Here is a 24069-nt window from a genome sequence, read left to right as displayed (position 1 = left end):
CACTTAATGTGGCCTCCGTCGTGAGCAGGACTGTAGAGCAGGAAACTTCATCAGTGCCCGCCCCACGGGAAACCGGCGGGATAGACCGGCTCAGATGGGGCTTTAATGCATGGGTGGTCTGTATTGGTTCAAATGGGTATCATACTGTGGTTACTGCATCGACTCTGCGATGCATGTTTGTACGTTCCCGGCGGTCGGTTTGCCAGAAGCGCCCCGTCGGTTGTTCCAGACCCGTTTCGAAGAAAGGAAACCACACTTACCTATGGCAGCTAAAAAATCATCTCCTTTGAAGATCATTCCGCTCGGCGGCCTTGACGGCATCGGCAAGAACATGACGGTCTTCGAGTGCGGCGACGACATGGTGCTCGTCGACGCTGGCCTCATGTTCCCGGATGACTCCCAGCCCGGTATCGACCTGGTGCTTCCCGACTACACCTATGTTCTTGAGAACGAGGAGAAGCTCCGCGGCATCATCGTCACCCACGGCCACGAGGACCACACCGGTTCGCTTCCGTATCTGCTGCAGGACCTCAACAATAAGGTGCCCATCTTCTCGAGCAAGCTGACGCTCGGCTTTATCGAGGGCAAGCTCTCCGAGTTCCGCATCCGCGCACCCAAGTTCCGTGAGGTCAAGGGCGGCAGCCATGTCAACCTCGGCGGCATCTCGCTCGACTTCTTCTCGATGACGCACTCCATCCCCGGCGCTCTGGGTGTGTTCATTCGCACCAACCAGGGCACCGTTATGCACACCGGCGACTTTAAGCTCGACCAGACGCCCATCGACGGCGTCACGCCCGACTATGCCGCTATCAGCCGTTTTGCCAAGCAGGGCATCGACCTGCTGCTTTCCGACTCCACCAATGCCACGGTTCCCGGCTTTACCAAGTCCGAGGCCGAGGTTGGTCCCAACCTGTTGCACGCCATCAAGAACGCCCCGGGCCGCGTGTTCGTCGCGTCGTTCTCGAGCCACATCCATCGTCTGCAGCAGATCTGCGATGCCGCCCGCAAGTGCGGCCGTAAGGTCGTTGTGACCGGTCGCTCCATGCTCACGAACACCCGCGTGGCGCGTGAGCTGGGCTACCTCAACATCGATGACGCCGATATCATCGATGCCTTCGATATCGATAACCTGCCCGACGATAAGATTGTCGTCATGTGCACCGGTTCGCAGGGCGAGCCGCTGTCGGCCCTGTCCCGCATGGCCAATGGCGAGCACAAGACGCTCTCCATCCACGAGGGCGATACCGTTATCCTTTCGGCAACTCCCGTTCCTGGCAACGAGAAGGCCGTCCAGCAGGTCGTCAACAGCCTGGCCAAGCTCGGCTGCGACGTGTGGGATAAGAACCGCGCTCTCGTCCACGTCTCGGGTCACGGTAGCCAGGAGGAGCTCAAGCTCCTGATGGCCATGGCCAAGCCCACGTACTTTATGCCGGTTCACGGTGAGGCCGTGCATCTGCGCGCCCATGCGCAGCTGGCCCGCAAGATGGGCATCAAGGACGATCATATCTTTATCCTCGATAACGGCGACACGCTCGAGATGCGCGGTGGTATCGTTAAGCGCGGTACGCCCGTCGAGTCCGGTGTCGTTTACGTCGACGGCCTGCGTATCGGCGATACCGACCCCATCGTCCTGCGCGATCGCCAGAAGCTCGCCAACGACGGTATGGTCACGGCCGTTGCCATCGTCTCCCTCAAACACAAGAAGATCGAGGCCATCGAGTTCTCGGGCCGCGGCGTCTCGTTTGCCATCGACGACCAGTTCTCCGAGGATGCCTCCACGTCCATTATGAAGACGATCGAGAAGGGTAAGTTTAGCTTTACCAGCAGCGGTTCCGATGCCATTCGCAAGGCCGTGCGCGATTCGCTCTCTAACTTTATCTGGAGCCGTACGCGCACCCGTCCGATGATCATCCCGGTCGTCATGGAGGTTTAGTTTGGCGCGCGGATCTGCAAAAAACGCCAAAGGCAATAAGGTCAATAACCAACCGGCATCTGCTAAGGGTGCCGGTTCCCATCTGCGTGCCAATAAGGGCCACGAGTCCGAGTTTGATGAGTTTGAGCCCCTGGTCGAGCCTTCGGCCAATCGCGATATCGCCGGTGTGGTCATCGCCGTTTTGGCGATCGCGTCCTTCATTGCCGTGATCTCTCCGGCAACAGCGCCCGTGACGGCTGCGGTTGCCGGTTTCTACCACCTGGGCTTTGGTCTGGGCGCCTACGTGCTGCCGATCGTCATCTTGCTGTTTGCCGCCACGCTCTTTTTGGGTGAGGACTCGCCGCTCAACGTGCGCTCTGTTGCGGGCGGCGCCGTGGTCTTTATCGCCGTCGTCTCCATTCTTTCGCTGATGGTGCCGGGCACGAGCGATTCGTGCGACCTTATGTTTACGCCGCAGAACCTTTCCGTGTCGGGCGGCTACATTGGCGCCTTTATCGCAAGTGCCTTGCAAAACGCCTTGGGTAAACCTATCGCCATGGTTGTCTTGCTGGGGCTTGTCGTCGTTGGTTTGGTCATTATCGGCTTTTCGGTGGGTGGCGTTTTGCGCTCCGCACGCGATCGCGCTGCCGATTTTGCCGAGCGTCGACGTGCCGATGTCAATGCGAGCCCGTGGGGCGATGAAGAGGCCCTGTCTGTTCCCGGCGTCGCTCGTCCGCACCTGAGCATTTTGCGCCAGAAGGGGACTGACGCCGCGGTGACCACGGTCATGGGTGGCGATGTCGACCCGGTTTTGGATGACGACGAGGACGATGTCCCATTTGTCGACGTATCCGAGTCGGTTGAAGCCGAGCGCGCCAAGACCACGCTGCTGCCGCGCCGCCATGCCAAGAAGGGCAAGGCTGTGCCCAAGCTCAACACAAGCGAGCCCGACCCGTCTTGGTCCGATAGCGAGATTGAGCTCACCGAGGGTGACGACGAGGACGACGAGGCTCCGCTCGAGACCGCCAAGACAACCTTGCTGCCGCGTCGCCACGCCAAGCGCGGGCAGGTCACTGGACAGCTTTCGATGGAGGACGATCCGGACAAGGTTGACGAGTCCGAGCCGCCGTTTGCCGTGAACCCTGTTTCGGCCGCACCTCAGATTCCCGACTTCTTAAAGCATCCCAAGGTTGCCGATGCGCCTGCCACGAGTGCTGTCGAATCGGCTGCGGCTCGTGATGGGGGAGCGGACGGCGGCGCCGCAGATAACGAGGGCGAAGAAGAGGGCGGCCTCAAGCTTCCGCCGCTCGAAATCCTACATGCCAACCCGCAGTCGGCTTCTGCCGCGTCTTCGGATAAGGAGCTGGAGCAGACCGCTGAGTCACTGCAATCCACCTTGCTTGAGTTTGGCCGCAGTGCCCGCGTGGTCGGCTGGATCGCCGGCCCCACGGTGACGACCTTTAAGCTGCAACCTGGCGAGGGCGAGCGCGTGAGCAAGATTTCGAGCCTCGAGGACGATATTGCGCTTTCGCTCGCCGCCCAGTCGGTTCGTATCTTTGCCCCGATCCCCGGCACCTCGCTCGTGGGCATCGAGATTCCCAACCGCAAGCGCCAGAACGTCAATCTGGGCGACGTGCTGCCCTATGTGAAGGGCGGTCCGCTCGAGCTTGCCATCGGCCGCGACGCCGAGGGCACGCCGGTCGTCGCCGACCTCGCCAAGATGCCTCACCTGTTGATCGCCGGTACGACCGGTTCTGGTAAGTCGGTGATGATCAATTCCATCATCACGACCTTGCTCATGCGCGCCCTTCCCGAGGACGTTCGCCTAATCATGGTCGACCCCAAGCGCGTCGAGCTTGCGGGCTATAACGGTCTGCCGCATCTCTATGTGCCCGTGGTGACCGAGCCCAAGCAGGCCGCGAGCGCCCTGCAGTGGGCCGTGTCCGAAATGGAGCGTCGCCTGAAGGTGTTCGAACGCCTCAACGTCCGTAAGATTTCGACCTATAACGAAAAGCAGGCCGCCGGCGAGTTTGAGCATTACGACAACCCGCCGCAAAAGATGCCCTACCTGGTCATTATCATTGACGAGCTCTCTGACCTGATGATGGTCGCCGGTAAGGATGTCGAGGCCTCGATCGTGCGTATTGCACAGCTGGGCCGTGCCGCCGGTATTCACCTTATCGTTGCCACGCAGCGCCCCAGCTCCAACGTGGTGACGGGCCTTATCAAGGCCAACATCACCAACCGCATCGCCTTTAACGTCGCCACGGGCATCGACTCGCGCGTCATCATCGACCAGATGGGTGCCGAGAAGCTCACCGGTTTGGGCGACATGCTGTTCTCCAAGGTCGACTGGGGCAAGCCCCGCCGTATCCAGGGCTGCTTTGTCTCGGACGACGAAATCAACGAGATTGTCGAGTTCGTCAAGTCGCAGAGCGAGCCCGACTACCACGAGGAGATTCTGTCCGCCGTGGCGCCCGCTTCCATGTCCATGGCTGGTGGCGGCGGCATTGTCCGCACCGGAGTCGCCGAGCCGCAAGACGATGATCCGCTCATTTGGGAAGCCGCCCATATTGTGGTGGAATCGCAGCTGGGCTCCACATCTGGCCTGCAACGCCGCCTGAAGGTTGGCTATGCGCGTGCCGGGCGTATTATGGACATGCTGGAAGAAAAGGGTGTCGTCGGCCCGCCCGACGGTTCCAAGCCGCGCGAGGTCCTGCTGGACGAGGAGGGGCTTGCCGCGCTGGAATCTGTCGACGCCGAGATGGCACGTGAAGATCGTGAGTTTGGAGGATTCTGATGACTGCACGCTTTGGTGACATGCTGCTCGAGCAGCGTCGCCGAATGGGCCTTTCCATTCAGCAGGTCGCCAACACCATCAAAATCAGGCCGCAGATCATCGAGTTTTTCGAGACCGGTAACTTTGCTTCGATGCCGCCGCGCGGCTATGCGCAGGGCATGATTTCGAGCTATGCTCGTTTTTTGGGCCTCAATCCGCGCGAGGTCGTCAATGCCTACTTTGACGAACTGATGGCATACGAACGCGAGACGTCGCAGCAGGGCGGTCGTTTCCAGGACGCCGCCGGCTATGTCAATTCGCGTTCCTCTGTCGATAACGGGCGCTTCCTGATGGTTCAGGGCGGTCGTTCGACTCGCTATGGACAGCGTCCTCAGCAGGCCGGTTATATTACCGAGACGGGTTCGGGCGAGGAGATTCGCTCGCAGCGTGACCGGTTCCGCAGTACGCCGATGCCCGAGGACCGTGCACTTCCCGCTGCCCGCGGCGTGGCGCGTGACCCTCGTGCCGGCTACGGCGACGGCGGCTATTCCGATCGCGGTCACCGTGGTATCTCCACCGGACGCTCTCGCAGTGGCTATGCGGACGCCGATACCACGCAGGTGACGCCGCGTCTTCGCTCTCAACCACAGCCGTATGGCCAGCGCTCTTCGGCTCCGCGTGCGGGCCAGCGTGGCTATCAAGGCCGCGGTGAACTTGCGCCCCGCTCGGGTCAGCGCAGCCTTCAGGGCCAGGGTGGCTATCGCGGCCGTTCCGATAGCAATCGTGGCCGTATGCCTCAGGGAGGCGGCCGCAGCAGTTCCAGTCGTGGACGCGGCGGTCCCCGTGCTCCTCAAAACAACGGGCTCGATCCGCGTATCGTCTACGCAGGTATCGGTGCCGTGGCGTTGCTGCTGATCGTGCTCATCGTGGTACTTCTGCGCGGCTGCGCATCTTCGACGCCCGAGACCACGCCCGAGACGCCCGCTGTTACCAAGACGACGACCAAGAAGTCTTCTAAGAAGACCGAAACGGTCGACGAGGACGAAGACGCCGATGAGGCGACGGATGAGTCGACTGATTCGGACGCTACCAAGACGACGGCCAAGAAGGAAGAGAACGAGGTCACGAAGGTCAAAGTCTCCGTTGCTAAGGGAAAGACTGCGTGGATTGAGGTCAAGGTCGACGGCAAGTCGGTCTATGGCGCTCAGGCGACTGGCCCCTTTGAGCAGGAGTACACGCCCGAGTCCTCGATCGAGATCACCACGTCTAAGCCTTCCGATGTCACCGTTACCAAGAACGGCGAAAAGGTCCGTTACGATACCAAGACCTCGGGCGTGGCGCGCGTGACGATCACCGTTCCCAAGAAGGAGACGACTGATTCCGAGAATGGTGAAAGTTCTGATGGTACCGACACCACCGATGGTACCGATACCACCGACGGTACCGATGCCCAGTCCACGGATGGCGCCGATACCCCAACTGACGGTCAGACGCCCACCGATTCTACCGACTATTCGTACGATAGCTACTAAGCCGCTCGTACGCGAAAGGAAACATCATGGCTAAAGATTCCAGCTTCGACGTCGTGTCCGAGGTCAACATGCAAGAGGTCGACAACGCCTTTCAGCAGACCACGCGCGAGATTTCCCAGCGCTATGACCTGAAGGATTCCGGCGCCACGATCGAGCTTTCGAAGGGCGACAAGCTCTTTACGATCAACGCCCCGGCTGACTTTGTCTCCAAGCAGATTATCGACGTGCTGAGCTCCAAGCTCATCAAGCGCGGTATCGACCTCAAGGCTGTCTCGTGGGATGCTCCGCAGGCGGCGTCGGGCGGCACCGTGCGCGTGCTCGGCCATATCGTCGAGGGTATCGACCAGGCGACCGCCAAGAAGATCAATAAGGACATCAAGGACCAAAAGCTCAAGGTCAAGGTGACCATCGAGGCCGAGAAGCTGCGTGTTTCCTCCGCTTCGAAGGACGCGTTGCAGACCGTGATCCAGTTCCTGCGCGACCGGGACTACGGCCAGCCGCTGCAGTTCACCAACTACCGCTAATATTATTCGAAAGGACTGCTCTCCAACATGGATACACCGTTGGGCTCCGTGCTCTACATCACCCTCGGGTGCGCTAAGAACGAGGTTGACACCGACCGCATGCGTTCTCTTTTGACCGCCGCAGGCTACGAGGAGGCATTCGACCCACAGGATGCCGATATCGCCATCGTCAATACATGCTCGTTCCTCGCCTCCGCAACGTCCGAGAGCATCGAGACCACGCTCGAGCTCGCCAACGAGGTTCAGGACGGCGTTCGTTCTTGTCCCATCGTCATGTGCGGCTGTGTGCCGTCGCGCTATGGCGACGACCTGCCCGATGAGCTGCCCGAGGTCGCTGCCTTTGTGAAGGCCGACGAGGAGGACGGCATCGTGGCGGTCATCGATGGCGTGCTGGGTGTCGAGCGTGAGATCGCTGCCTATATTCCGCAAGTCAAGCGCACCGTCGAGGGCGCTGTCGCCTACGTCAAGATCTCCGATGGCTGCAACCGCTTCTGCAGCTTCTGCATGATCCCCTATATTCGCGGTCGATATCATTCGCGCAATGCCGAGAGCATTATCTCCGAGGTACGCGACCTGGTTGCCGGCGGTGTGCGCGAGATCGTGCTGATCGGCCAGGACACGGGCATCTGGGGCACCGACTTTGCCGACGAAGACGTCACCGATGGCTCGCCGCGCAATCTGGCGCAGCTGCTGCATGCCGTCGCCGAGTCCGTGCGCCCGCACAACGTCTGGGTCCGCGTGCTCTATCTGCAGCCCGAGGGCATGACCGACGAGCTTATCGATACGATTCGCGATACGCCCGAGGTGCTGCCTTATATCGATATCCCCGTGCAGCACTGCGACGCGCGCATCCTCAAGGCTATGCGCCGTTCTGGTTCGCGCCAGGAGCTCGAGGACCTGTTCCGCGATCTGCGTGAGCGTATCCCCGGCATCGTGATCCGTTCCACGGCCATGTTCGGCTTCCCGACCGAGACCGACGACGAGTTCCGCGACCTTATCGACTTTATGGACACCGTCGGCTTTGACTACACGAGCGTCTTTGCCTACTCGCAGGAGGAGGGCAGCCTGGCCGCTAAGATGGAGGGTCAGGTCGATGAGGAGGTCAAGCTCGAGCGCGCCCAGGAGGCCATGGACCTGGCCGAGTCGCTCGGTTTTGCCGCCACCGCCGCACATGTGGGCGAGCGCGCCCAGGTGATTGTCGACGGCATCGAGGAGACCGAGGACGGCGCCGAGCTGATCGGCCATGCTTGGTTCCAGGCGCCCGATTCCGATGGCGCGGTGCACTTGGACGCCAGCGAGGCGTCCGTGGGCGATATTCTGACGGTCGAGTTTACCGATAGCTTCTGCTATGAGCTTATCGGCCATGTTGTGGAGTAGGAGAGCATCGTGGCAAACGAGAGCAATAAGGAACTGACGAGTGTTTGGACGCCCGCCAACATCGTGACGTGCGTTCGCATCGTCTTTATCCCGGTGTTCATGATCGTGTCGGCGCTTTCTCACACGAGTGTTGCCGGTACAGATTGGAGCACCTTCGACGGCCCGCTCGCCGCCGCTGCCTTCATTCTGTATGTGATCCTGTCGTGCACCGATAAGGTTGACGGCTACCTAGCGCGCTCGCGCAACGAGATTACCGATTTCGGTAAGTTCTTGGACCCCATCGCCGACAAGCTGCTCGTGTTCTCGGCCTTGCTGCTGTTCTTGGACTTTGGCACCGTGACGGTTTGGTCCGTGTTCATCATCTTGTTCCGCGAGCTGTTGGTAAGCGCCCTGCGCATGGTTGCGAGTGCCGCCGGCGTGGTCGTTGCCGCCGATAAGCTTGGCAAGTACAAGACGGCGACCACGATGGTCTCCATCTGTGGTTACCTGTGCGTCTTTGCGATGGCCGGCTTGCACCTTGGCCCGCTGGCGCTGACGCTCGGCATCTACTCGGTGTCGCGCTTCCTGTACGCCGTTGCCGTTGTCCTGACCGTTATCTCGGGCGCCCAATACTTCTGGAACTGCCGCAAGATCGTCTTTTCGATCTAGGTCCTGGTGGGTATGACGGACTCTTTTGATCAGATTTCCGCACATAACGAGGAGCTGGCGCGTCATATTGTCGAGCGCGCGAGCGCTCGGGGCGTGACGGTTTCGACGGCTGAGTCGCTGACAGCAGGTATGATCGCCTCGACGATTGCCGATATCCCGGGCGCCTCGGTGGTGCTGCGTGGCGGTGCGGTGACCTACTGCGATGAGATCAAGCATCGCGTTTTGGGTGTTGATCAGGAGACGCTCGACCGCTATACCGCGGTGTCGCATCAGACCGCGCGCGAGATGGCGGCGGGTTCGCTGGAGCTGTACCAGAGCGATATTGCAGTGAGCGCAACGGGTTATGCCGGCCCCGGCGGCGGCACTGAGGACGATCCGGCTGGCACTTTCTATATTGGCTGGGCGTATCGCGCGGCTGATGGGGAAGTGCCGGTCGTGGACTCTGTGCGCTGCCACTATGAGGGCGACCGTTCGTGTGTTCGTGCCCATGCGGTCGCGGAGGCATTGGGACGCATTGCCCTTGTGCTCAACTCTATGGAATAGACGTGTTTTAAGGGGCCTTAGGGCCCCTTAATTGTGGAGATAGGGACCCCTGACGAATTTAGCGTTTGCGCTGGTTATAGGTGTATTCTTGCCTTCCTTGTTCTTATTCGGCCCTTTGTGGTCAAGCATTTGGTCAGTGTTTGGTCGGCGTTTGGTTGGGTTTTGGAAAGACTGCCTGCATATGATTGGCCTGAACGGTTGACCACGAACAGCCGTTCGTTTATTATCGATGCAGGTTGTTAAGAGGAGGGCTATTCATGGCCAAGAATTCAGGTCCCGTACGTACCGTTCATGCTCGCACGACGGGTAAAGAGCGCGATGAGATGATCGCCACCACCAAGGCCGAGATCGAGAAGAAGTTCGGTCAAGGCTCCATCATGAGGTATGGTGACGGCGGCCCCGAGCTTGAGGTTGAGGCCATCCCCACGGGCGCTCTGGCACTCGATGCCGCTCTGGGTATCGGCGGTGTGCCGCGCGGCCGTATCGTCGAGATTTACGGTCCTGAGTCCTCCGGTAAGACGACGCTTTCGCTCGAGATCCTGGCCGAAGCCCAGGCAATGGGTGGCGTGGTGGCATTTATCGATGCCGAGCACGCGCTCGATCCCACGTATGCCGCGCGCATTGGCGTGGATATCGACGAGGTACTGATTTCCCAGCCTGATACGGGTGAGCAGGCGCTCGAGATTGTTGACATGCTCGTGCGTTCCGGCGCCATCGATGCCATCGTCGTCGACTCCGTCGCCGCGCTGACCCCGCGTGCCGAGATCGAGGGAGAGATCGGCGATACCACGGTCGGATTGCAAGCTCGTCTGATGAGTCAGGCGCTCCGCAAGCTCGCCGGCTCGCTGTCCAAGTCCAACACGACATGCATCTTCATTAACCAGCTGCGAGAGAAGATCGGCGTCATGTTCGGCAACCCCGAGACCACGACGGGCGGCCGCGCCCTTAAGTTCTTTTCTTCGGTGCGTATCGACATTCGCCGCATCGACAGCATTAAGCTTAAGGATGAGGTTATCGGTAACCGCGTGCGCGCCAAGGTCGTTAAGAACAAGGTGGCAGCTCCATTCCGTTCTGCTGAGTTCGACATCATGTACGGTACGGGCATCTCTAAGGAGGGCTCGATTCTGGACATGGCTGTCGAGTGCGGCATCTGCAAGAAGATGGGCTCCTGGTTTGCCTATGGCGAGGACAAGCTCGGCAACGGTCGCGAGGCCGCCAAGGCGTTTCTGCGCGAACACCCCGATTGCGCCGACGAGATTGAGCATAAGGTCCGCCTTGCCTGCGGGCTTGAGTTTGATGACGATGCTCCGTCCGAGGTCGAGCTGACCGATCAGCCTGCGCCTGAGGAGTTTGACGAGCTTTACGCCATCGATGGTTCCGCCATGCTCGATGATGACGACGAGTAGCGGTTACGCTCATGTCGTATACGGTGACCGAGGCCACGGTCGTCTTTCCCGATAAGAAGGCGGCCTCCTCGTTCTCGAGCGGGTATGCGTCCAAAAAGCCTTGCGCACATATCGATTGTGAGCTTGAGGGCGGTTTTGAGCGGTCCATTTGGATTCCCGTGCGGGTCGCGCGCTTGTATGTCAAAAATCGCCCCGATCTTCCCTGTGATTGGGATAACTTTCGTGAAGCGGTGCAGCTCATCGAGCGTAAATGTGCACTTACCATGGTGACCGAGATGCTATCGCGCCGCGACCATGCGACGGGTGAGGTCCGTGACAAGTTGGCACGCTACGGCTTTCGCCAGCCCGCGATCGATTTCGCCGTCGAGCGCGCCACCGAGTATCGCTTTTTAGACGAGAACCGCTTTTGCTCGTACTTTATCGAGGAACGCAAGCGGCGCGGTTGGGGACAGCGTAAAATCGAGACCGAGCTCAAGCGCCGTCATGTCGTGCTCGATGACATTCCCGGTTATCCCGAGGATTATTTTGCCGTCGAAGACGATTTGGCGCGTGCGTCAGCCCTGCTCGCCAAGCGGCGTGTTCCAGAGACGCGCGGATTCGAAAAACTGGTTCGGTTTTTGATGGGCAAGGGCTTCTCGTATCACATCGCCGCCGATGCCGTTAAGGCACGTCTCGATGCCGAACGTGAGGAATGTGCGGTTTAGGCGTATGCGTTTTGTGGCCCTGCCGTTCACCGCGTTTTAGCCGCCGTGCTGGGGCCATTTATTTGACAGTTGTTGTGGTTCAACGTACGATAAACACTGTCATTTGCTTTGTGATATGTGCTCATCTGTGATGAGTTTGTTTATATGTTTATCTGTATCCGACCCGCATAAGCTGCGCCCATATTACTCAAATGTCGCGAGCCGTTCGTAAGGACGGTTCGCTTTGTTGTGTAACGAATCCATAAAAAGGAGTGAGCATGCCTATCATCGCAGCGCTCGTTGGCATCGTTTTGGGTGCCATCGCCGCCATTGCCTACATGCGCACCGCCAAGCAGGGTAGTCTTCACGAGGCCGACGAAAAAATCCAGTCGGCACACGCACAGGCTGAGTCCCTGATCGGTGATGCTAAGCGTCAGGCCGAGACCCTCAAAAAAGAGGCTCTGCTCGAGGCTAAAGAGGAGATCATCAAGAACAAGCAGGCCGCTGAGGCCGAGGACAAGCAGCGTAAGAACGAGATTCGTACGCTCGAGAACCGCGTGATGCAGCGCGAGGAATCTCTCGATCGCCGCAACGACGCTCTCGACAAGCGCGAGCATCAGCTGTCCAGCCAGGCCGGTCAGGTCGAGAAGCGCTCCCGTGAGCTCGAGGAGCTCTGCGCAAAGCAGACCTCCGAGCTCGAGCGTATCGCCGACCTTACCCGCGAGGACGCGCACAAGGAGCTCCTTGATAAGGTTCGCGGCGAGGTCACCCACGAGGCCGCCACGATCATTCGCGAGTCCGAGCAGCAGGTTCGCGCCGAGTGCCACAAGACCGCCCAGGAGATTCTGTCTCTGGCGATTCAGCGCTGCGCTGCCGATCACACTGCCGAGGTCACCGTTACCTCCGTGCACATTCCCTCTGATGACCTCAAAGGCCGTATCATCGGTCGCGAGGGTCGCAACATCCGGACCTTCGAGCAGGTTTCCGGCGTCAACCTCGTGATCGACGACACGCCCGAGACCGTCGTTCTTTCGAGCTTCGACCCGGTCCGTCGTGAGACCGCCCGCGTCGCCCTCGAGAACCTCATCGCCGACGGCCGCATTCACCCTGCCCGTATCGAGGAGATGTATCACAAGGCCGCCGACCTGGTTCAGCAGCGCGTGCGCGAGGCTGGCGAGCAGGCTGCCTTCGATACCGGCATCCACGATCTGCACCCCGAGATCGTCAAGACCCTTGGTGCCCTGCGCTACCGTACCTCGTTTGGTCAGAACGTGCTTCAGCATTCCCTCGAGGTCTCTGATCTGTGCGGCGTGATGGCTTCCGAGCTTGGCCTGGACGTTGTGACCGCCAAGCGCGCCGGCCTGCTGCACGACCTGGGCAAGGCAATCGACCACGACGTCGAGGGCCCGCATGCCGTCATCGGCGCCGAGCTTGCCCGCCGTTATGGCGAGAAGCCCGTTATCGTCCACGCTATCGAGGCTCACCATGCCGATGTCGACCCCAATACGGTGCTCGATGTCCTGGTACAGGCCGCCGATGCTGTCTCTGCCTCTCGCCCCGGTGCCCGTCGCGAGTCTGCCGAGAACTACATCAAGCGTCTTGAGAAGCTCGAGGAGATCGCCAACTCTCATGACGGCGTCGAACGTACCTATGCCATGCAGGCCGGTCGCGAGGTCCACGTCATGGTCCAGCCGGACAAGATTTCCGATGCCCAGTCCACGGTCCTGGCTCACGATATCGCCCATCAGATCGAGGAAGAGATGGAGTATCCCGGTCAGGTGCGCGTCGTCGTGATTCGCGAGAGCCGCGCTGTCGATATCGCTAAATAACATGAGCGACGCGAACGAGCTCATCTCATTTATCGCGTCGATGTCGGGGGAGGGCAACCTTCGCGTCGAGGAGAACCTTGGCGAGGGGTATGTCCGCCTCCGCGTTTCGGAGGCCGAGCGGCGCCAGGCAAAGCACGACATTCAGCATGTCGAGGATATCGTCATCGAAATGCTCCGTAATGCTCGCGATGCCGGCGCCGACAAGGTCTATCTCGCCACGACCAAGGAAGACGGCGTCCGCACGCTTGTCTTTCTGGATAACGGTTCGGGCGTTCCGCAGGATATGCAAGAGCGAATCTTTGATGCCCGCGTTACCTCCAAGCTCGAGAGCATGAAGATGGACCGTTGGGGCGTTCACGGTCGTGGCATGGCATTGTTTTCGATCAAGCAGAACACCGATGAGGCCCGTGTGGTCACGTCCGGCGTCGATCTTGGTTCAGCCTTTAAGGTGAGCGTCGCGGCCGACCGCCTCAGTGAGCGTGCCGATCAGTCCAGCTGGCCCCAGGCCGTCAAGGATGAGGACGGACGTTATGTCTGTGCTCGCGGTCCGCATAATATTATTCGCGCTGCTTGTGAGTTTGCGCTCGAGGAGTTGCGTGGTTGCGATGTCTATCTTGGTTCTCCGTCCGAGATTGCCGCGACCCTTTATGCTCAGGCGTCAAGCCGGCTTGATACGTCTCGTCTCCTGTTCATTGATGACGAGAGCGAGCTTCCGGTTGTCGATCGTTTAGGCCTTGCTTCTGATGCCGAGGACTTTATCCGTATCTGTTCGGGTTTGGGTCTTGAGATGTCCGAGCGCACGGCCCATCGCATTTTGGCAGGGCAGATTAAGCCTGTTCGCGGTGTGACCGCGCGTCTGCTGCGCGAGCGCGACTCGTCCTCGCATGCGCCGGCTCCTGTCGATCTCGCGAAGGATCGTCGCGGGCTACGTATTGCTAAGGATGACATGGCACAGTTTTCGCGTGCTGTGGAGCGCGATTTTAATGACCTTGCTGCCCGGTACTATCTCAACCTTTGCGGCGACCCAAAGATTCGCGTTTCGCGTGATCGAATCACCGTGACCTTTGATCTTGCCAAAGAGGAATAGTGCCTTTACCGAGTCCACTCGGTACGATACAGTTATTGCAGTTAAAACGTACTTTTAAATGCAGGAGTTTCTTCATGGATTGCCTGAAGGTATCAAGCAAATCATCGCCCGCGTCCGTTGCCGGCGCCATCGCCGGCATGGTCAAGGATGGTGTACCCGTCAACATCCAGTGTGTCGGCGCCGGTGCCGTCAACCAGGCCATTAAGGCCGTTGCTATCGCGCGCGGTTTTTTGATTCCAACCGGTTTTGATATTTCCTGCGCGCCCGTGTTCTCCGACATCCTCATTAACGGGGAGTCGCGCACGGCCATCCGCCTTTCTATCTACGTTCACCAGATCAATCGAGCTGCTATGGATAACGTCGTCATGGATGATGTTAAGCCTGTGGCATAGCTTCTGCTTGCCTTGTTTCGCTCCCCATCGTTAGGACTTATGCACATGGACCAGCGTTCCGTACGCGATATTCTTGCCGGTAAAACCTACTTTATCCGCACATTTGGCTGCCAGATGAATCAGCACGACTCCGAGCGTGTGAGCGGTCTGCTTGATTCGTATGGCTGCCTCATGGCGCTCGATCCCGCGCATGCCGATATCGTTGTCTTCATGACGTGCTGCGTGCGCGAGGCCGCCGATACTCGCCTGTACGGTCAGTGCAATTCCTGCAAAAGCCTGCCGCCTTCGCCTTCGGGCAAGCGCGTGGTTGCCGTTGGCGGTTGCATCGCGCAGCGCGATGGCGAGGGCCTGCTCACCAACGTCGATAACGTCAATGTCATCTTTGGCACGCATTCCATTGCACATGTGGCCGAGCTCATTGCCGAGGCGTTTCTTGATGGTAAGCGTCATATCCGCACCAATGAGCATGAGGATACGGATGCCATGAGCATGCCGTGGCATCGCGAGACTCAGTATCACGCCTGGGTGCCCATCATGACGGGCTGCAATAATTTCTGCACCTATTGCATCGTGCCGTACGTGCGCGGTCGCGAAAAGAGCCGCCCCTTCGAGGAGATTGTCGACGAGGTGACCGGTTTGGTGCGCCAGGGCGTGCGTGAGATTACGCTGCTGGGCCAAAACGTTAACTCATATGGTCGCGATCTGTTTGGCAAGCCGCGTTTTGCCGATCTGCTGCGTGCCGTGGGCGATACGGGCGTGGAGCGCATCTTCTTTACGTCTTCGCATCCCAAGGACCTGTTGCCCGAGACCATCGACGCCATGGCCGAGACGCCTGCCGTTATGCCGCAGCTGCACTTGGCCGTCCAGTCAGGTTCGACGCGGATTCTCAAAGAGATGAATCGCCGTTATACACGCGAGTACTATCTGGGCCTTGTCGATCGCATTCGCAACCGCATGCCCGATATCGCGCTCTCGACCGACATTATCGTTGGCTTCCCGGGTGAGACTGAAGAAGACTTTGAGCAGACGCTCTCACTTGCCGAGACGGTCCGCTATGCTCAGGCCTATACCTTCATCTATTCCAAGCGCGCCGGTACCCCGGCCGCCGAGATTGACGATCCTACGCCGCATGAGGTTATTCTCGAGCGTTTCAACCGTCTGGTTAAGGTTATCGAGACCACGGCACACGAGTATAACCAGGGTGAGCTTCATACTGTGGTTCCGGCGCTCATTGAGGGAACGAGTAAAAAGAACGACGCGGTCCTGCTGGGCAAGAGTCCCAAGAATCAGACCGTGCATGCGCCTATCCCCGAGGGTTACAGCATCGATCAGCTTGTTGGTAAGATCGTTGATGTTGACGTTGACGTTGCCAAGACCTGGTATTTGTCCGGCTCCGTTGTGGGCGAGCCGCGCTAATGGTTTCTCCCGGGGCAGGTCTTTCCGCCGTTGCGATTGTCGGTCCGACGGCGGTTGGTAAGAGTGATGTTGCCGACCGTTTGGCAGTTCGTCTTTCGTCCGAAGTGCTGTCGTGCGATGCGATGCAAATCTATCGTGGCATGGACATCGGTACCGCAAAGATGGCGCCCGATGAGTGCACGGCGCCGCTGCGTCTCGTCGACATTGTAGAGCCGGGTGTGGCATATTCCGCTGCGCTTTATCAGGCTGACGCTCGCGCGCATGTTGAACGTCTCCTTGGTTCGGGTTGCCTGCCGGTTTTTTGCGGAGGTACGGGGCTGTATCTCAAGGCCGCCCTCGATGAGATGGACTTTCCCTCGGGTGAACTTGAGGACGATCGCCGTGCGGGCTATCAGGAGCTTGCCGAGCGTATTGGCGAGGAAGAACTGCATGCCTTGCTTGCCGAGCGCGATCCAGAATCGGCTGCTGTTATTCATCCCCATAACGTGCGCCGTGTGATTCGTGCGCTCGAGATGCATGATGATGGCGTCTCCTATGCGCAGCAAAAGTCGCAGTTTAGTGTTCCGCGCGAGCATTATCATGCCCTATGGTTTGGTCTGACGCGTAATCGCGAGGTGCTCTACGAGCGCATTAATCTGCGCGTCGATCTGATGTTTGAGCAGGGTCTTGTCGATGAGGTCCGCGGTCTTATGGACCAGGGGCTGGGTGATGCCCTGACGTCGATGCAGGCAATTGGCTATAAAGAGATCATCGATGCTTTCAATGGCGTGATGAGCATGGATGAGGCTCGCGAACTCATTAAGATGCGTTCGCGTCGTTATGCCAAGCGTCAGCTTTCGTGGTTTAAGCGCGATGACCGTATCGTGTGGTTTGATATGGATGAATGTACGATCGATGAGGTCGTTGAGGATATCCTGCATCGTATTGAGGCTGCCTAATGGCCCGTTTCCCCCTTGTTCCCACGGCACCCGAGCCCGAGTGTGCCATTTTAGTTGGTGTTGAGTGGCGCGACAATGCATGGCCGCTCGATCGCTCGCTTGATGAGCTGGAGCGTCTTGCCCACACAGCTGGTGCCCAGAGCGTGGCACGCTTGTCGCAGCGTTTGGTAAAGCCGTATCCTAAATCGTTTATCGGTTCCGGTAAGGTTGAAGAGCTGTGCGGCCTGGTGCATCGCATGGATGCCGATGTCGTTATTTTTGACGACGACCTGACCCCCTCGCAGCAATCCTATTTGGAGAAAGCCGTGGGCGAGCCGGTAAAGATTATCGATCGTACAGCACTGATCCTGGATATCTTTGGCCTGCATGCTCAGACGCGTGAGGGACGCCTGCAGGTACAGCTGGCACAGCTTCAATATTTGTTGCCTCGCTTGCGTGGCATGTGGAGCCATCTCGCCAAGGAGCAGACGCGCGGCGGCATCGGCTCACGTTTTGGTCAGGGCGAAAGTCAGCTCGAGGTCGACCGTCGCCTCATTCGTAATAAGATCGCTGCGCTTCGTCGTGAGCTCAAGCAGGTTGAACAGCGTCGCGATGTTCAATCCAAGAGCCGCATTGAGTCACCGGCGTTTCGCGTCGCGTTAGCCGGTTATACCAATGCCGGTAAATCGACGTTGCTTAATCGTCTGACCGGCTCTACGGTACTTTCGCAGGACAAGCTGTTTGCTACGCTCGACCCTACGACGCGTTCGTATCGCCTGCCCGGCGGTCGCGGCATGACGATTACCGATACCGTCGGCTTTATTCAAAAGCTGCCGCATGGTCTGGTCGATGCCTTTAAATCGACGCTGTCCGAGGTGTTGGGTGCCGATCTAATTCTCAAAGTCGTAGATGCGTCTGACGAGGACTATGAGCGGCAGCTGGAGGCTGTCGACCGCGTGCTTGATGAGATCGGCGCCGGAGAGCGTTTAACGCTGACCGTATTCAATAAAATCGATCTTCTCGATAGCGTCGATCGATTGAGTTTCCGTCGTCGTTATCCCGAAGCCGTTCTGTTCTCGGCCCAGACGGGTGAGGGACTCGACGATCTCGTCGACCGTATTGCTCGCGAGGCAGCTGCCACCGATGTGTTGCTCTCCGCTGATATTCCGTATCGCGAGGGCGCTCTCATCACGCTGGTGCATGAGCAGGGAACCCTTCTGCATGAGGAATATCTCGAGGACGGCGTTCGCATTGTGGCGAAACTGCCGGCTCGTATTGCACCGCGGCTTGAGCGTTATCGTACCGAGTAGATGAGCTTCAAAATGCCCAGAATGATGGGCTGATGCAGTAGATAAAAGGGGAGTGCATGGCGTCCAAGGCTGGCGAGCGCCGGCAGGGGGTTGGCGTAGGCCCAGCTAGGGACGGTCTTATCGATTCCCTGCGCTATGTGTGCGGCGAAGTATCCTGCAAGATACATAAAGATAAACGGGATGATGGGGTAGTAATCACCTGAGATAAACCCAGGGCTCGGAAATCCCAGCCACGCCAGGTAGGGGACAGGGTAGATCGTTTTGGGGATGCTCCAGGTGATTGCGAACAACATAAGGCATAGGGGCATGCCCCATCTCGCCGTTATCTTCTTAAGGACGGGATCGGTCAACGCTACGATGCCGGTGCATGCGGCCATGCAGTAGATGATGCCAAAATTAACCGAATCGTCGACTGAGACAAGTGTTGTTGCCAACCAGACAACGAGTGCTGCTAAGGCGTATTTGGCGGCACGTTTGATATTGTTGCGCGAAAGGGTGCACATCCAACCGGCGATAAACAAAAATACCCAGCTGATGCTGGCGCGCCAGATGTCTTGAAAGACTGACTGGGTAAACCAGGGCATATCCCAGCCGTACAGGTAGGCGAGATCATAGCAAGCGTGAAAACCTGCCATAGAAATCATCGTAAACCCGCGGACGGTATCAAATATGGTTATGCGTTTTTGCATTACGAGAACCGGCGCATCAAGCCGACGACTTTGCCCAGGATAACGGGATTCGTTGCATAGATAGGTTCCATGGTGTCGTTCTCGGGCTGCAAGCGCACACGCCCCTGCTCCTTGTAGAACGTCTTGACGGTCGCCGAACCATCAATCATGGCCACGACAATTTCGCCGTTCATGGCACTCTTTTGTTCACGGACGATGATGTAATCGCCATTGAAGATGCCGACATTGATCATTGAGCTCCCATGCACCTCAAGGATAAAGGAACCCTGATCAGTGGCGATTTCGGTCGGGATAGTAAACGTGTCTTCGATATTCTGCTCGGCCAGAATGGGAATCCCAGCCGCGACGCGACCAACGAGCGGTAGCGAGACCGTTCCGCGAGGTGCGGTGGGCTCGTCAGATTTAGAAATTGAGACAGAGGAACCGTCTTCGTTAAAGAGTTCCAGGGCGCGCGGTTTGGTGGCATCGCGCTTGAGTAGCCCGCGCGCCTCCAGGGCAGAGAGATGGGCGTGCACGGTGCTGGGGGAGGAAAGGCCCACGGCAGAAGCCATTTCGCGCACGCTGGGCGGATAACCCTTCTCCTGCTGATATTCCTTGATGAAGTCGTAAATTTGCTGCTGACGCTTGGTAATTTTGCGAGCCATCAGGGCATCCTCTCTACCCATGCCAAACAAATGTTCGAATTTTGCTTGACAGGAACAACTGTTCGAAGATAATAATAACCGAACATTCGTTCTCGCGCTAGATATTTTTGTCCGCGCGGCTTGATAAAACTGTTCTCAGCAAAACACGCGAGAGGAGAACATGATGAACGAAACGAATATGGTCCAGGGTAACCTCGCCCTTAAGCTCGAGACGCCTGCAGAACCCACATTTACGGTTGTTCAGGGTGGCCGCTCCGGCATTCAGCCTTTGACCGTAAAGCCTGCTCGCAATCAGCAGGCTGTAGTCGCGCCGGCCCGCGCTGCCCTGAAGGTTTCGACGATTGCCGCCGTTGCCGTTGCGTTTACGCTCTTCTTTGTCCTCGCTACGTCGGTCTTTAACGCTCGTCACGCTGCGTATGCCGAGTCCGTTTCCAACATTACCTACGAGGCTATTCGCGTTCAGCCTGGCGATTCTCTTTGGTCGCTTGCCGAGGAATATCCAATCGAAGGCCTTTCCACGCAAGAGACTTCCGATATGATCCGTAACGTCAATCATCTGGAGCATGGTTCGCTCGCCGCCGGTGCGCATCTTAAGGTTCCCGCTCGTTCGTAATCATTATCGCGCTGCGCATGGTACCCTTGTTATCGTTTAAGAGGAGGTACCATGCGCTGTCCCAAATGCGGCAAGGCACATACCCGCGTCGTTGATTCCCGTATGCAGGAGTCAAATAACACCATTAAGCGTCGTCGCGAATGTTGCTCGTGTAACTACCGCTTTACAACGTTTGAGCGATGTGAAGACCCAATCGAGGTCATTAAGTCAGACGGAACCAAGCAGCGGTTCGATCGCAATAAACTGCTCGTCGGCTTGATGCGCGCCACCATCAAGCGCGATATCGACACTAAGAAGCTCAATGAGATTATCGACGACATCGAGGTCGAGCTGCGCTCTCGCACACTGACGGCCGTCACGTCCCATGAGTTGGGTGACATGGTGCTCAAGCGCTTGGCCAAGATCGACAAGGTGGCCTACATTCGCTTTGCCTCGGTCTACCGCGATTTCAAAGACGTCGATGAGTTTCTGCAAGAGCTCGACAAGCTAAGGTGATTCCATGTCTAACATTACCGTCAACATAAAGCGTCTCGACCCCACCGTCGAGCTTCCCAAATACGCCCATCCCTCCGATGCCGGCTTGGATCTATGCTCCAACGAGGACTGCGTCCTGAAGCCCTTCGAACGCTGTCTGGTCTCTACGGGGCTGGCCATCGCCCTGCCCGATGGCTACGCCGGCTTCGTTCAGCCCCGCAGCGGCTTGGCCATCAAGCAGGGCCTGTCTATAGTCAACACGCCGGGCCTCATCGACGCCCACTACCGAGGAGAACTCAAGGTCATCCTCATTAACCTAGACCCCACGAACAACATCCAAATCAAAAAAGGCGACCGCATAGCCCAACTCGTCATCCAAGAAGTCCCCACGGTCAACCTCATAGAGGTAGACGAACTAGACGAAACCGACCGAGGCAAAGGAGGCTTCGGCTCCAGCGGCATCGCCTAGGGCGCTCGTATCCCTCCCGCCCGGGGCTTACCTATATCATTCCATGCTCAAACATTCTCGCGTCGCTTCGCTCGCTGCGAAACTGCGCGTGGAACGATATGTGTGAGAGGCAGGCGGGCGGTTACTCGCTTGAAACAATATTTACTTTTCTAGTAAGTCGATGCGATAAAAGGACGCCTCCTTTGTCGCATCGACTTACTGTATTTATATTTTCTGGTTCCCCTTTGCAGATTCTACTGGAGGGGAATCTGGTATAGCTGCTAGTACGTAAACGCAGCTTACCTGCGGGAGGCCCCTATATATCGTCCCACGCGCAGTTTCGCAGCGAAGCGAGAATGTTTGAGCATGGGATGATATATAGGGGCCTCCCGCAGGTAAGCGGACATAAAGACGCTAGCGGATATGCGCGGGTTTTCCGCCCCAGTAGAAGCGGCAGAAGGCTCGTTTGCGCTTTTGGGGTTTGCCTACGAGCTCCATGGTTGCGATGGCTATGTCTTCGGCTGCGTGGGGGCGGCGTAGTACTTCGCCGTTGATGAGTAGGGCTTTGAGTGATTCGGGATGGTCGTGCAAGTGACGTAGGGTAACGATGAGCTCTCGTGCGGTGGTGACATGCATGCTGGCGCCCATGCCGGTGAGCATGGTGGTGTTGGCCTTTTCCTGGCCATAGGACTTGCCCAGCAGAATCATCGGCAGATGTGCGCATAGGCACTCGGTGACCGTGAGTCCGCCCGATTTGAGAATTGCCAGGTCGCAGCCGTGCATAAGCGCTGCCATATCATCGACATAGTCCAGAACCGTGACGTTTTCGAGCTTCATGGCGTCGAAGAGCGTTTTGAGGCGGGTGGCATATTCGGTGTCTTTGCCCGGCAAAAAGACAAAGTGCATGTCTTCGAAGCTGCGTAGGAAGGGGAGGGTGCGGTCCATCTCCGCGCGAAAGCGAACGTACGGTTGAGGCAAACTGGCACCGGCCATTACCAGCACGACGGTCTTCTCGGTGGGGAGGTTGAACTTAGCTAGCTCTTCCTCGCGATCGTAATCCGTGTCGAATCCGGCGCGAATAGGAATGCCGGTAATGCGAATCTTTGTCTCGAGCACCTTGCGCGGACGCAGCGTTTCGGCCATAAATTCGTTGGCAACACAGAATAAATCGGTGTCCTTGTGGGGCCACCATCCCTCGACTTCGTAGTCGGTCGGTACGCAGATGACCGGATAATCGATACCCGTAATTACGCGGGCGCCCACGGCAACATTGGCTGCTGTGATGTGCGTTGCAACCACGGCTATGGGCCTGCGGCTACGAATATATTCGTTGAAGGCGGGGAACATAATTCGCGACCATGCCGTTCCGCCACCCCAGAGAAGATGTCCCGTAAGCGTATATCGCCAGGTCAGGTCGTAAATGGGGCGCGTGGCTCCCGTAAAAGAAGCCGCGGTCTTATTGCCGTCGAATTTAATACGTCCAAAATCAAGGATATCGAGCACTTCAATCTCAATATCCTCGGGGATGCCATTGGTGCCGCGGATGAGGTCGAATGCCTGCGCTATCGCATTTGCGGCGGCCTTGTGGCCCGAGCCAACGGAGGCATGCACGATGGTCACGAGAGGTTTTTGCTGAGCCAGGAGCGTGGTTTGCTCCGATTGGGGAGTGCTGTGCGTGAGCAGGGGAGCGTCGTCACTCGTCTGCGCCTGGTCCATCGATAACTCCCCTTCAGCTTTGTAATACGGATTTATCATTGTAGTGCATGAGTGTCACGTTCACGTAAATTTGGGTACGAGCGCAAAGAACGACAACGTTTCGACGAAAGGACGCTTCATGACTACCGATAAGCCGATCGATGTTGCGATTATCGGTGGCGGCCCCGCGGGCTATGCTGCCGCCATTTATGCTGCGCGTGCCAACCTGACGACGACCGTGATTGAGCAGGGCATGTCGGGAGGGCAGATCGCCACAACCAATGAGGTCGAGAACTATCCGGGTTTCCCGCTCCTGAGTGGCGCCGAACTCGGCGAGCGTTTTCAGCAGCATGCAGAGGGCCTGGGAGCACAGGTTACATGGAGCATGGTTACGGGTATCGATTACGATGCCGATGCAGCGTTGTTTACGGTGCATCACGATATGGGCGATACGCTGGCCTCGAGCGTTATCGCTTGCATGGGTGCCACGCCGCGTCCGGCAGGTTTCGCAGGCGAGGATACGTATCGCGGTCGTGGCGTTTCATATTGCGCAACATGTGACGGCATGTTTTTCCGCGGCAAGCAGGTTTTTGTAATCGGTGGTGGCAATTCGGCATGCGAAGAGGCGCTGTTCCTGTCCGACATTGCCAGCAGTGTGACCATCGTGCTGCGCCGCGACCAGTTCCGTGCGCCCGATGGTGTTGTTCAGAAAGTACTCGCAAAGGACAATATTACAGTTAGGTACCAAACTAGTATTGTGGAGCTATCGGGCGAAGCCATGCCAACGACGATTACCTTTAAGGACAATGCATCTGGGGAAACTCATGCCGAGTCATTTGAGCCCGGCTCGTTTGGCATCTTTGTCTTTACGGGGACGCAGCCACATACCGAGCTTGTTGAGCATCTAGTCGACCTGGCTCCCGACGGCGGCATTGTCACCGACGATTCGATGGCCACCCGTACACCTGGTCTATTTGCCGCTGGCGACATCCGTTCCAAGCGCTTACGCCAGGTTGTGACCGCCGTTTCTGATGGAGCCATAGCGGCAACGAGCGCATACGCGTTTCTTCGTGGATAAGTACGATAATATTTCTTATGTAAGGTTGCTGTCTTTAAGCAAAGTGGTTGGACGGTGCATCAATGTGCCGCCC

The 24069-nt window shown here is 58.1% G+C and carries 22 protein-coding genes; 19 read left to right on the top strand and 3 right to left on the bottom strand.

Annotation, left to right across the window (positions count from 1 at the left end; genetic code table 11):
- The first annotated feature begins 262 nt into the window (after positions 1-262).
- The 15 genes from PMW67_RS06745 to hflX all read left to right on the top strand — a co-directional run bounded on the left by PMW67_RS06745 (position 263) and on the right by hflX (position 18355).
- A complete protein-coding gene (locus PMW67_RS06745; RefSeq protein WP_271739233.1) occupies positions 263-1933 on the top strand; it encodes a ribonuclease J in 1671 nt (556 codons plus the stop codon).
- Position 1934: 1 nt separating this feature from the next.
- The gene (locus tag PMW67_RS06740; RefSeq protein ID WP_271739231.1) at positions 1935-4712 is read left to right on the top strand and encodes an FtsK/SpoIIIE family DNA translocase; all 2778 of its coding nucleotides are present in this window, start codon (positions 1935-1937) and stop codon (positions 4710-4712) included.
- On the top strand, positions 4712-6223 hold the full coding sequence (locus PMW67_RS06735; RefSeq protein ID WP_271739230.1) for a RodZ domain-containing protein: 1512 nt from the start codon (positions 4712-4714) through the stop codon (positions 6221-6223). The genes PMW67_RS06740 and PMW67_RS06735 overlap by 1 nt, the downstream gene beginning before the upstream one ends.
- Before the next feature lie 26 nt (positions 6224-6249).
- A complete protein-coding gene (locus PMW67_RS06730; RefSeq protein WP_118238136.1) occupies positions 6250-6747 on the top strand; it encodes a YajQ family cyclic di-GMP-binding protein in 498 nt (165 codons plus the stop codon).
- Positions 6748-6774: 27 nt separating this feature from the next.
- A complete protein-coding gene (gene rimO, locus PMW67_RS06725; protein ID WP_271739227.1) occupies positions 6775-8124 on the top strand; it encodes a 30S ribosomal protein S12 methylthiotransferase RimO in 1350 nt (449 codons plus the stop codon).
- A gap of 99 nt (positions 8125-8223) precedes the next feature.
- A complete protein-coding gene (pgsA, locus tag PMW67_RS06720) occupies positions 8224-8772 on the top strand; it encodes a CDP-diacylglycerol--glycerol-3-phosphate 3-phosphatidyltransferase (RefSeq protein ID WP_233547957.1) in 549 nt (182 codons plus the stop codon).
- A gap of 12 nt (positions 8773-8784) precedes the next feature.
- Positions 8785-9315, top strand: a complete 531-nt coding sequence (locus PMW67_RS06715) for a CinA family protein (RefSeq protein ID WP_271739224.1) — start codon at positions 8785-8787, stop codon at positions 9313-9315.
- Between the two features lie 257 nt (positions 9316-9572).
- Positions 9573-10721: a recombinase RecA gene (gene recA / locus PMW67_RS06710; protein WP_022094695.1), complete on the top strand. Its 1149-nt coding sequence runs from the start codon at positions 9573-9575 to the stop codon at positions 10719-10721.
- Positions 10722-10732: 11 nt separating this feature from the next.
- Entirely contained in the window at positions 10733-11425 is a 693-nt protein-coding gene (locus tag PMW67_RS06705; RefSeq protein WP_117861923.1) for a regulatory protein RecX, read from the top strand.
- 257 nt (positions 11426-11682) lie between these two features.
- Positions 11683-13233, top strand: a complete 1551-nt coding sequence (gene rny / locus PMW67_RS06700) for a ribonuclease Y (RefSeq protein ID WP_089573375.1) — start codon at positions 11683-11685, stop codon at positions 13231-13233.
- 1 nt (position 13234) lies between these two features.
- On the top strand, positions 13235-14320 hold the full coding sequence (locus tag PMW67_RS06695) for an ATP-binding protein (protein WP_006235981.1): 1086 nt from the start codon (positions 13235-13237) through the stop codon (positions 14318-14320).
- Between the two features lie 74 nt (positions 14321-14394).
- A complete protein-coding gene (locus tag PMW67_RS06690) occupies positions 14395-14712 on the top strand; it encodes a stage V sporulation protein S (protein ID WP_006235982.1) in 318 nt (105 codons plus the stop codon).
- A 45-nt stretch (positions 14713-14757) separates the two neighbouring features.
- The gene (miaB, locus tag PMW67_RS06685) at positions 14758-16128 is read left to right on the top strand and encodes a tRNA (N6-isopentenyl adenosine(37)-C2)-methylthiotransferase MiaB (protein WP_117736849.1); all 1371 of its coding nucleotides are present in this window, start codon (positions 14758-14760) and stop codon (positions 16126-16128) included.
- Positions 16128-17066, top strand: coding sequence for a tRNA (adenosine(37)-N6)-dimethylallyltransferase MiaA (miaA, locus tag PMW67_RS06680; RefSeq protein ID WP_271739220.1), 939 nt, complete (start codon positions 16128-16130; stop codon positions 17064-17066). Before miaB ends, miaA begins: the two co-directional genes overlap by 1 nt.
- The gene (gene hflX, locus PMW67_RS06675; RefSeq protein ID WP_195535605.1) at positions 17066-18355 is read left to right on the top strand and encodes a GTPase HflX; all 1290 of its coding nucleotides are present in this window, start codon (positions 17066-17068) and stop codon (positions 18353-18355) included. Before miaA ends, hflX begins: the two co-directional genes overlap by 1 nt.
- Here hflX and PMW67_RS06670 read toward each other — a convergent pair.
- Both PMW67_RS06670 and lexA read right to left on the bottom strand, forming a co-directional pair.
- A complete protein-coding gene (locus PMW67_RS06670; RefSeq protein ID WP_271739217.1) occupies positions 18340-19044 on the bottom strand; it encodes a heparan-alpha-glucosaminide N-acetyltransferase in 705 nt (234 codons plus the stop codon). The two genes, hflX and PMW67_RS06670, sit on opposite strands and share 16 nt — an antisense overlap.
- The gene (gene lexA, locus PMW67_RS06665; protein WP_040359862.1) at positions 19044-19688 is read right to left on the bottom strand and encodes a transcriptional repressor LexA; all 645 of its coding nucleotides are present in this window, start codon (positions 19686-19688) and stop codon (positions 19044-19046) included. Before lexA ends, PMW67_RS06670 begins: the two co-directional genes overlap by 1 nt.
- A gap of 163 nt (positions 19689-19851) precedes the next feature.
- Here lexA and PMW67_RS06660 point away from each other — a divergent pair, with 163 nt between their 5' ends.
- Genes PMW67_RS06660 through dut form a run of 3 tightly spaced genes read left to right on the top strand, consistent with a single transcriptional unit; the run spans position 19852 to position 21244 of the window.
- Positions 19852-20301 (top strand): LysM peptidoglycan-binding domain-containing protein, encoded by a 450-nt coding sequence (locus PMW67_RS06660; RefSeq protein WP_271739215.1) that lies wholly within the window; start codon positions 19852-19854, stop codon positions 20299-20301.
- A gap of 51 nt (positions 20302-20352) precedes the next feature.
- Positions 20353-20796, top strand: coding sequence for a transcriptional regulator NrdR (nrdR, locus tag PMW67_RS06655; RefSeq protein WP_022093781.1), 444 nt, complete (start codon positions 20353-20355; stop codon positions 20794-20796).
- A gap of 4 nt (positions 20797-20800) precedes the next feature.
- Positions 20801-21244 (top strand): dUTP diphosphatase, encoded by a 444-nt coding sequence (dut, locus tag PMW67_RS06650; protein WP_271739214.1) that lies wholly within the window; start codon positions 20801-20803, stop codon positions 21242-21244.
- A gap of 393 nt (positions 21245-21637) precedes the next feature.
- Here dut and PMW67_RS06645 read toward each other — a convergent pair whose 3' ends face one another.
- Positions 21638-22939: an MGDG synthase family glycosyltransferase gene (locus PMW67_RS06645; RefSeq protein WP_117637272.1), complete on the bottom strand. Its 1302-nt coding sequence runs from the start codon at positions 22937-22939 to the stop codon at positions 21638-21640.
- A 118-nt stretch (positions 22940-23057) separates the two neighbouring features.
- On the opposite strand from PMW67_RS06645, the gene PMW67_RS06640 reads away from it, so the two are divergent.
- Positions 23058-23996 (top strand): NAD(P)/FAD-dependent oxidoreductase, encoded by a 939-nt coding sequence (locus PMW67_RS06640; RefSeq protein WP_270225187.1) that lies wholly within the window; start codon positions 23058-23060, stop codon positions 23994-23996.
- Positions 23997-24069: the final 73 nt, after the last annotated feature.

Origin of the sequence: Collinsella aerofaciens (genome assembly GCF_028209395.1) — a bacterium.
Lineage (GTDB): Bacteria > Actinomycetota > Coriobacteriia > Coriobacteriales > Coriobacteriaceae > Collinsella > Collinsella aerofaciens_AZ.
Note: the sequence above shows the minus strand (reverse complement) of the source record. Positions and strands in the feature narration are given on the sequence as shown.